The sequence below is a fragment of the Vibrio sp. bablab_jr001 genome, assembly GCF_016464285.1.
Taxonomy (GTDB): domain Bacteria; phylum Pseudomonadota; class Gammaproteobacteria; order Enterobacterales; family Vibrionaceae; genus Vibrio; species Vibrio fluvialis.
This window is the reverse complement of the sequence record NZ_JACDWZ010000114.1, coordinates 1-7,876: the sequence shown is the minus strand read 5'-3', so window position 1 is coordinate 7,876 and position 7,876 is coordinate 1. Positions and strand designations below refer to the sequence as shown.

7 protein-coding genes and 1 pseudogene are annotated in these 7,876 nt (G+C 44.6%); 7 read left to right on the top strand and 1 reads right to left on the bottom strand.

The window, feature by feature from the left end; all coding sequences use genetic code 11:
• Nucleotides 1-300: 300 nt before the first annotated feature.
• Nucleotides 301-1,194: a LysR substrate-binding domain-containing protein gene (locus JIG40_RS22755; protein WP_199466135.1), complete on the bottom strand. Its 894-nt coding sequence runs from the start codon at nucleotides 1,192-1,194 to the stop codon at nucleotides 301-303.
• Between the two features lie 212 nt (nucleotides 1,195-1,406).
• Between JIG40_RS22755 and JIG40_RS22750 the strand changes: the two genes are divergently transcribed.
• From JIG40_RS22750 to JIG40_RS22790, 7 genes and pseudogenes are all read left to right on the top strand, one after another.
• Nucleotides 1,407-2,174 carry a carbohydrate deacetylase gene (locus tag JIG40_RS22750; protein ID WP_158143187.1) on the top strand — a complete coding sequence of 256 codons (768 nt, stop codon included), beginning with the start codon at nucleotides 1,407-1,409 and terminating at the stop codon, nucleotides 2,172-2,174.
• A gap of 90 nt (nucleotides 2,175-2,264) precedes the next feature.
• Complete coding sequence (locus tag JIG40_RS22745) at nucleotides 2,265-4,112, top strand: hybrid-cluster NAD(P)-dependent oxidoreductase (RefSeq protein ID WP_199466134.1); 1,848 nt, start codon at nucleotides 2,265-2,267, stop codon at nucleotides 4,110-4,112.
• 313 nt (nucleotides 4,113-4,425) lie between these two features.
• Complete coding sequence (locus tag JIG40_RS22740; protein WP_154182443.1) at nucleotides 4,426-5,223, top strand: substrate-binding domain-containing protein; 798 nt, start codon at nucleotides 4,426-4,428, stop codon at nucleotides 5,221-5,223.
• 16 nt (nucleotides 5,224-5,239) lie between these two features.
• Nucleotides 5,240-5,956, top strand: coding sequence for a hypothetical protein (locus JIG40_RS22735; RefSeq protein ID WP_158152027.1), 717 nt, complete (start codon nucleotides 5,240-5,242; stop codon nucleotides 5,954-5,956).
• Between the two features lie 7 nt (nucleotides 5,957-5,963).
• Nucleotides 5,964-6,485, top strand: a complete 522-nt coding sequence (locus JIG40_RS22730; protein ID WP_158152028.1) for a sigma-70 family RNA polymerase sigma factor — start codon at nucleotides 5,964-5,966, stop codon at nucleotides 6,483-6,485.
• Nucleotides 6,470-7,219, top strand: coding sequence for a hypothetical protein (locus JIG40_RS22725; RefSeq protein ID WP_158143190.1), 750 nt, complete (start codon nucleotides 6,470-6,472; stop codon nucleotides 7,217-7,219). The genes JIG40_RS22730 and JIG40_RS22725 overlap by 16 nt, the downstream gene beginning before the upstream one ends.
• A gap of 368 nt (nucleotides 7,220-7,587) precedes the next feature.
• A pseudogene (locus tag JIG40_RS22790) lies at nucleotides 7,588-7,876 on the top strand (hypothetical protein); the annotation flags it as partial.

Below are 7,876 nucleotides of genomic sequence, written 5' to 3'. Positions count from 1 at the left end.
TAAGGCAACAAAACACGCCGACCCAGCGCTGCCCAATCTAACCATATTGATCCCGGCGCATGTTATGGCAAGGCCTCTGCTGTCAACGCTGTGCAGTGACCCTGTTCTCAATCGCCGTTTTAGTGATGTTACGGTGCAATGTCTGCCATGAGTAAGTCTTGCACTGTTGGCGGTGGGAATGACTTCTCTGCTGATGCGTTGGCCGCCGCAACTACTCAGGCTGGACGACCAGCGTTCTCTGCAAGAGCTTCAAGTTGATTTAATTCGTGCTCGGTGATATCGCAATACAACGAGAACTCTTTATCCTTTGTCTATTTCAGAACGTACCCATCGAGAAAATGCTTGGAATTTTGCTCTTGTTTCCATTCCTTTAGGGCAAACCAAATCGTAGCCTTTGCCCGATTCAATATGTGGAAATGGAGCGACTAACCTCCCCGCTTGGATTAAAGGCAGCGCAAATTCATATCGAGCAAGAAACACACCGAGCGATAATTCCGCCGCTTCCATTGCTAGCCGATTGTCACTATAGAAGTCACACCGTTTTTTGCAGTCAATATCGATATGCATTTCATCTAACCAATATTGCCACGCACTCGTATCCCCTCTATGGATAAAATTAACGTCAGATAGAGCGCTCAATCCATTGTGAAGGCCATGCTCGGTGGCGTAATCAGCACTGCACACAGGTGTTCTTTTTCCTGAAAACAGTCGCTCACTGTAGTGGTTTGGATACCGCCCTTGGCTATAAAAAATCGCCACATCGTAAGGTTCAAATTGAAAATCAGATTGATTCTGTTTTGTTTGCAGTTTGAGGCTTAGGTTGGGGTATTGCTGACGAAGTGAAGGGAGTCTCGGGATTAGCCAAGCAGAGGCGAAATAAGGTGATGTGGCTATATGTAAGCTACCAGTCAGCTCTCCGGTTTGAATGTCAGAAAGGGTGGAAAATATGGACTCAAATGATGAGTTCAGAACGCTCAGAACTCTTTGTCCCTCCGGCGTGAGCTCTAACTTTCGGGTTTTTCTAATGAATAGATTGAATTGAAGCTGCATTTCTAGTTTCTTAATTCGCTGGCTAACTCCGCCTTGGGTCAGAAATAGCTCTTCTGCTGCCTTAGTAAAACTCAAGTGGCGCGCTGCAACGCTAAAAGTATGAAGCAGAGAAAGCTGCTGTTGTTGATTGGTTATTGAGTTCATGCATTACTCTGGTTAATTCATTATGGGGGTTTGTTCGTTTGTTCGAACTTGCGAGTCATTATAGATTAATTTGCGTAATGTTACATTGGAGGGACGTTAATGGTGACTCAATCAAGAAGCGCAACGTTGTCGATGATGGAAGGCTCAACACGGACATCGGAACTGATAGCGCTATTACAAGAATCGATAAGGTATAACTTGGATGAGATACGATGAAACTTATATTAAATGCTGATGATTTCGGGCTAACGGAGTCGGTGAACTTGGGGATTGCTGATTGTTTTCGTGCCGGAACAGTGAAATCGACCACCATAATGATGAACCAACCTGGCGTCGCTCATGCGTCACAGCTCTATCAACGTGGCCTTATTCATGAAGTTGGGCTGCATTTTACAGTGACATCTGGTAAACCCATTTCAGATCCTACATTGGTTCCAACACTGGTCGACGAGAATGGTCATTTTTTTGATAGAAAGACCCTATTTAATAAATCAGATGTCTCCTCGAATGAAGTGGCAAGAGAGTTAAAGGCGCAATATCAAGCTGCTATAGACGCAGGGTTTAATATCAATCATATCGATAGCCACCATTTTGCAGGCGCCTATCGCCCACTTAAAATAGGTTTTACACAAGCAGCCAATGAAATAGGCCTCCCCGTCAGGCGTATTGATAGCTTTATACGAGGTCAAAACTTGTTATCGGTCCCGACCCCAGATGCGTTTGATATGGGATTTCATGCCGAAGGCGCTAATATTGAATACCTCAAAGCCATGTTGCTGGCTTATCAAGACAGCATGCCTAACAGCACGATTGAATTAATGTGTCACCCTGCCAGAACGCTTAATGAAGAGCTAGAGGGCATCTCTAGCTATGCTCATGCTCGCGTTGAAGAGTGGAAGATTTTAACCAGCGATGAGTTTTCTCTCTGGCTAATAAAAAATGGCATTGAATGCGTCGGCTTTGATGCGCTTCATGCTTAATTCAGCGAAGCAACCTACCTCCTCACAAGATACTCGGTCGTTAAAATCGTTGCTTGCGGTTCAATCAACACAATAATAAAGGGTGACATTGTGGTAAATCCTACCGTACTTTCCCAAATCACTATTTATCCAGTCAAATCCATTGGCGGGCTTTCACTCTCTTCTTCGTGGACTGAAAAGCAAGGCCTTGCTTTTGATCGTCGCTTTATGTTGGCGCTGACTGGCGAGGCAGTTTCCGCCTTCGCTAAATACCCAACGATGGTGACGGCGCGTCAGTATCCAAATATGGTTCAAGTGAGTTCCAGTCTACTGCCAACTGGTATCATTTTTTCTTACCCTGGGATGGAGCCGCTAAAATTACACTATTCTGCTTTTAAAATGCAGGCTACAGATGCCAGTGTTTGGAGAGACCGCTTCTACGCCTATACAACAACCGATGAAGCGAATGATTGGTTTAGCCAAGTAATTGGGAAGCGAGTTGAGTTGCTGTTTACTGGCGAGCAATCTAACCGTGTGAGAGAAAATCTTGGCCATAATGTGAGCTTTGCCGACGGTTTTCCTATTTTGCTTATTAGCTCTGGTTCATTAGCGGAACTGAATAGACGAAGCAGCGAAGTCCACACCATGGAACAGTTTCGTACCAACCTCGTGGTGCAATCAGACGAACCTTTTATCGAAGACTCATGGAAGCGTATCAAGATAGGTGACATCGAATTTGAAATTGTAGAGCCGTGTGAGCGGTGCATTTTGACGACACTCGATCTGGGAAATGGGGAGTTTAGGGCCAGTAAAGAGCCATTGACAACCTTTTCGCGCTTTAGAGCCAACGAGCAAGGCAAAATATTTTTCGGGCAAAACCTTGTAGCGAAAAGCGAAGGTGTTATCTCCATCAATGATGCTATCGAAGTGCTTGAGTATAAGTCCAAGGAGTTTTATGAAGATCTCGACGCCAAAAAACAAGAGTTGATTTGTGTTGAAAGAGAACCTGTAGCAAGAAACTTCGAGACATTTTGGTTTAAGCCTAAAAATGGCTTGATGCCGGAATATAAAGCGGGACAACACCTCCCTATTGAGATCACGGTCAATGGCAAACTGACTAAACGAATGTATACGCTGTCATCTAGCCCCTCTCGGCCAGAACGTTTGTCGATTTCAGTGAAACGGGTCCATGGTGGTGAAGTCTCCAACTGGTTGTTCAACCACTTACAAGTTGGCCATACCATTATTGCGGATCAACCCAAAGGCACATTTCATATTACTAAAGAATCGAATGAGCCGCTGTTACTGCTTTCTGCCGGTAGCGGTGTGACGCCCATGATCGCCATACTTCGGTATTTGACTGACCAACGAGACACTCGTGATATTGCGTTTTATCATCAATGTTTGACGGAAGCGGATATTCCATTCATGGAAGAGCTCCTTATGCTAGAAAAGCAACACGCCAATGTGACTGTAACTCTGGCCCTTAGCGAACCATCACCTGATTGGCTAGGCGAAAAGGGGCACTTTAGTCGTACTCGTTTAAATCAAATTTCAGAGTTTCACAAACGACAAGTTTTTGTATGTGGTCCTAGTGGTTTCATGGAGAGTGTAAAACGCTTAATGATAGAGAGTGGGCTGCCTGAAGAACAGTACCACCAAGAGACATTTGGCGTTACAAGAGTGACGGACGGGAATCATAAAAAGGTTCAAATCAACCTTGATGGTGTCGTGTTTGAGGGAAGCAACCAACGCACTGTTCTAGAGCAAGCTGAAGCTATGGGGCTTTCCATTTCAAATAATTGCAGAGCTGGATTCTGCGGAGCCTGTAAAGTCACGGTGAAATCAGGAGAAGTGTACCAGCCCGATGCGCCTGGAATTCAAGACAGTGACAAGGCTAAAGGAATGGTCCTGGCTTGCTGCGCAGTACCTAAGACGAATGTGGATATAGTTAGCTAGTATGTAGATTTTGTAATTATTGAGGCCACTCTCAAACTTTGGTTTGGCCTAGATATACAAGACAAGCTATCACTGAATTCAACAAGGAAGCGCTCCTACTGTCTCGATCCTAGTCCTGCCGCAACGGATTAGATAATAAAGCCGCTCTCCAACAAAACTGGGGGGTCTCACCTAGTAGCCATGAGCAAAGATGGCAAATATTGCTTTTAAGATTATGGAGTTCTCTTAACTTTTAAATTTTTTATCTTTTGTGCATCCAAAATTCATCGCGATACGTCTCTTTTATGAACCATTTTGTAATCGAGGAAAATATATGAAGCATATTACGAGTTTAGCGACTTTGACGTTAGCAATGGTCAGTTCACTTTCAGTTGCATCCCCAACACTCGATCTGAGCATTCAACATCAACCTAAAGATGGAGTAATTAATATTTATGGCCCGGGAGGCCCTGATACGGCGCTTCGTCAGGCTGCTAAGGCATACAGCGATAAAACAGGCATAACCATCAACGTTATCGCCGGGCCGGAATCTAAATGGACTCACGACGCTCAGAAGAATGCCGATCTGATTTTTGGGTCTTCGGAACAATCAATGAGCGCCTTTGTAGAAACTTATCCGTTTATCAAGGACGATGATGTTCAGCCAGTTTACCTGCGCAGAGCAGTGATTGCTGTCCCTAAAGGCAACCCGAAAAACATCATGGGTATTAACGATTTACTGGAACATCCGGCGCGTATCGTCGTAACTGAAGGTTTAGGTGTGTACAACACATCGGGTACAGGTGTCTGGGAAGATATTGCCGGACGCAAAGGCTCTTTAGCGGATGTTCAAAACTTTCGTAGTAAAATTATTGCCTATGCCAAAGGCAGTGGTGCGAGTTTTAAAGCATTCCAAGAGCAGCAGGCCGATGCTTGGATTACATGGATTCATTGGCCTCTCAACCATGCAGACAAAGTTGACTATGTCGAAATCGAACCAGAAAGACGGATATATCGCGATTTGACACTGGCTAAAACTCAAGGGGCTGATTCTCAAACTCAAGGCTTTATTAACTTTGTAAATAGTGAAGAAGGTAAACCCTTTTTTACTCGTGAAGGCTGGACTCAATAGTTAAGGGAATTGAACGATGAAAAAACTCATTTTATCGACACTTATTTTTGCACCCATGGCCTATGCGATGGCATCAGTAAATACAGTCGAAACCTCAATCGGTGAAGTTTATGCGGATGATGCCGGTAGAACGCTATATACCTTTTCTAAAGACCCGGTAGGGGAGTCAGTCTGTATTGAAAGTTGTGAAAAGCTTTGGCCTCCGCTATTAGTCAGCGATAGCGTCATTCAACGATTCGCTGGAAATTCAGCGTTTAGCCAAATAACGAGGAATGATGGGAGTCAGCAATGGGCTCTGAATGGTAAACCTCTTTATCGATGGTCTAAAGATAGTCAAGAAGGGGATATTAATGGTGTTGGTATTAAAGGGGTTTGGCCTTTAGCTCGTGCCGATGATGTGGCAATTAGTCTTTATAACGACGGTAATCGTCGTTATCTGGTTGATGAGAATAATTTTACTCTTTATTCCTTCGACAAAGATAAAGGCAATCAATCGGAGTGTTACGGTGATTGTGCCGTCAAGTGGCCTCCAGCTTACGTCAGTTCAGAGTTAATCCAAAAGGGTATTGACAACTTGAAACTCTCTGGAGGTTTTGGTGTTACCAAGCGTAACGATGACACTTATCAATGGACGTTTCAGGACAAGCCACTCTATCGCTGGTCTAAAGACTCCAAGGTTGGTGATACTACTGGTGACGGTTTGAATAATGTGTGGCACCTGATCACTCAATGAGGAAATTGTGAGTACAGATAAACATCAGATAGGTTTACTGCTCTCCAAAATAGCGCTTCGAGACCGAAATGCGTTCGAAGCGCTCTACCAGTTAACCAACGCAAGGCTATTCACTCTGATCTGCAGCATAGTGAAAGATGAGCAGATAGCCGCGGATATATTGCAAGAAGGTTTCGTTAAGCTTTGGTATAGCGAACAACAATATGTTTTAGATTACCCTTGGGCCTGGCTTTGCCAAACCATGAGGAACCTAGCAATTGATGAAGTCAGAAAGCGCGGTAGGTCTTGGGATGGACATGTGGATAATGTGATGGAAGAAGCCTGCGAGCTTGCAGAAGTCCATATGAATATGGGACTCGATGATTGTCTTAAGTCTCTATGTGAGGAGAAACGCAATGCTATTGTACTGGCTTATCAGCATGGTATGAGTCATCAAGAAATTGTGCTGCATGTAAAAACACCACTTGGAACAGTTAAATCTTGGATTCGTCGTGGTTTACAGGAGTTGAAGCGATGTCTAACACAATAAATAGCCAGCGTTATCATAATGTTGAGTTGAGAGACAAACTTGCTGGTGAATATGTGCTTGGTACACAAACCCCCAGAGTAAGACGAAGGCTGGAAGCTTTAATGAAGGCCGATCCTTCTTGGTGGGAACATGTTGAACAGTGGCAACAAAACTTGTCTAGTATCACTCCGAGTTCTGATCTGAGTTCTTCTTCCAAAAATCTGAAAAGGCCACCTAAACGAGTTTGGAAGAAGATTGTAAACAGCACCTTCGGCTTTCGAAAACGCAAATCAAACTTGGGTTGGTGGCTTCCTGCTGGTATGGCTTTCTCTTTGTTTGTCGGCATGTTTATCCAATCCACTCTAATGAACACTCCAACTGGCATTAATGCCACGGAAGTGCGTCCGGCAAACTATCTCGCCATGATGTCCTCCGGTACGCAAAAAGACCACTTTGCATTGGTCGCTTATCAAGGAGATAGACCTGGACAGTCTAGTCTTCGCATGCAACGAAATGTATCTATGGACCGTATTTCAGATAACAGAGCGATGGTGTGGATGCGTGATGGGCCAACTGGCGAGCTCATACTTATAGATAGTCTTAAAAACGTCAGTGATATTCGCTATATGTCACCCAAGGAGTGGCAGACACTGAAAAGCAGTTCAGAGCTAATCGTGACAGCTAATCGAGATCCGGATAGTGAGGTGTTGTACCGTGGCAGATGTGTGGAATTGAGTGATTGGCACGCTATGTAGAGCTTTGCACTACTTCTTTGATATGTTGCCACAAGCTCAATTGAAGCGTTTAATTTCCTAATGTAGTCCATAGATGTTTCTGATGTGGCTCGAATAAGTGGGTCTGTTTATCCACCGAAAAAGAGGTTGCCTTTGGGAAAGTAGTTACCCTCGCAATGTGGCTGGTGTTAGATGACGGCTTAAATAAACAGCGATACGCTTCTCATCAACGTCCACGTTAATGGGACAAATGCGTCGTAAAATGTCTGCAAAACGATGATCGCTAAATAGGTGGTTAAATGCACCGAACAGCCGTAATCGTTCCAAATTGTCATATTAACTTCATAACATTGGCGTAGTTTCTTCACAAAACGAAGGAACGTATCGCCGTGATGAATGACGTCATGACGCGGCTCTGGCACCATCCCGCTGCGCCGCGCTGTTACACCCTGATGAGCCTGCTCTTGTTCGTGGGGCTGATGGCTTGGTTGCAAGCACCAACACTCACCATGCCCCAAACTCTCACTTTTAATCAGCTATCCTGTTCTGCGGTTAAGGCAACAAAACACGCCGACCCAGCGCTGCCCAATCTAACCATATTGATCCCGGCGCATGTTATGGCAAGGCCTCTGCTGTCAACGCTGTGCAGTGACCCTGTTCTCAATCGCCGTTTTAGTG

Bases quoted from the DNA above. Each gene is read 5' to 3' on its own strand.
- JIG40_RS22735 (WP_158152027.1), top strand. From the start codon at position 5,240: ATGAAAAAACTCATTTTATCGACACTTATTTTTGCACCCATGGCCTAT.
- JIG40_RS22755 (WP_199466135.1), bottom strand. From the start codon at position 1,194: ATGAACTCAATAACCAATCAACAACAGCAGCTTTCTCTGCTTCATACT.
- JIG40_RS22725 (WP_158143190.1), top strand. From the start codon at position 6,470: ATGTCTAACACAATAAATAGCCAGCGTTATCATAATGTTGAGTTGAGA.
- JIG40_RS22740 (WP_154182443.1), top strand. From the start codon at position 4,426: ATGAAGCATATTACGAGTTTAGCGACTTTGACGTTAGCAATGGTCAGT.
- JIG40_RS22750 (WP_158143187.1), top strand. From the start codon at position 1,407: ATGAAACTTATATTAAATGCTGATGATTTCGGGCTAACGGAGTCGGTG.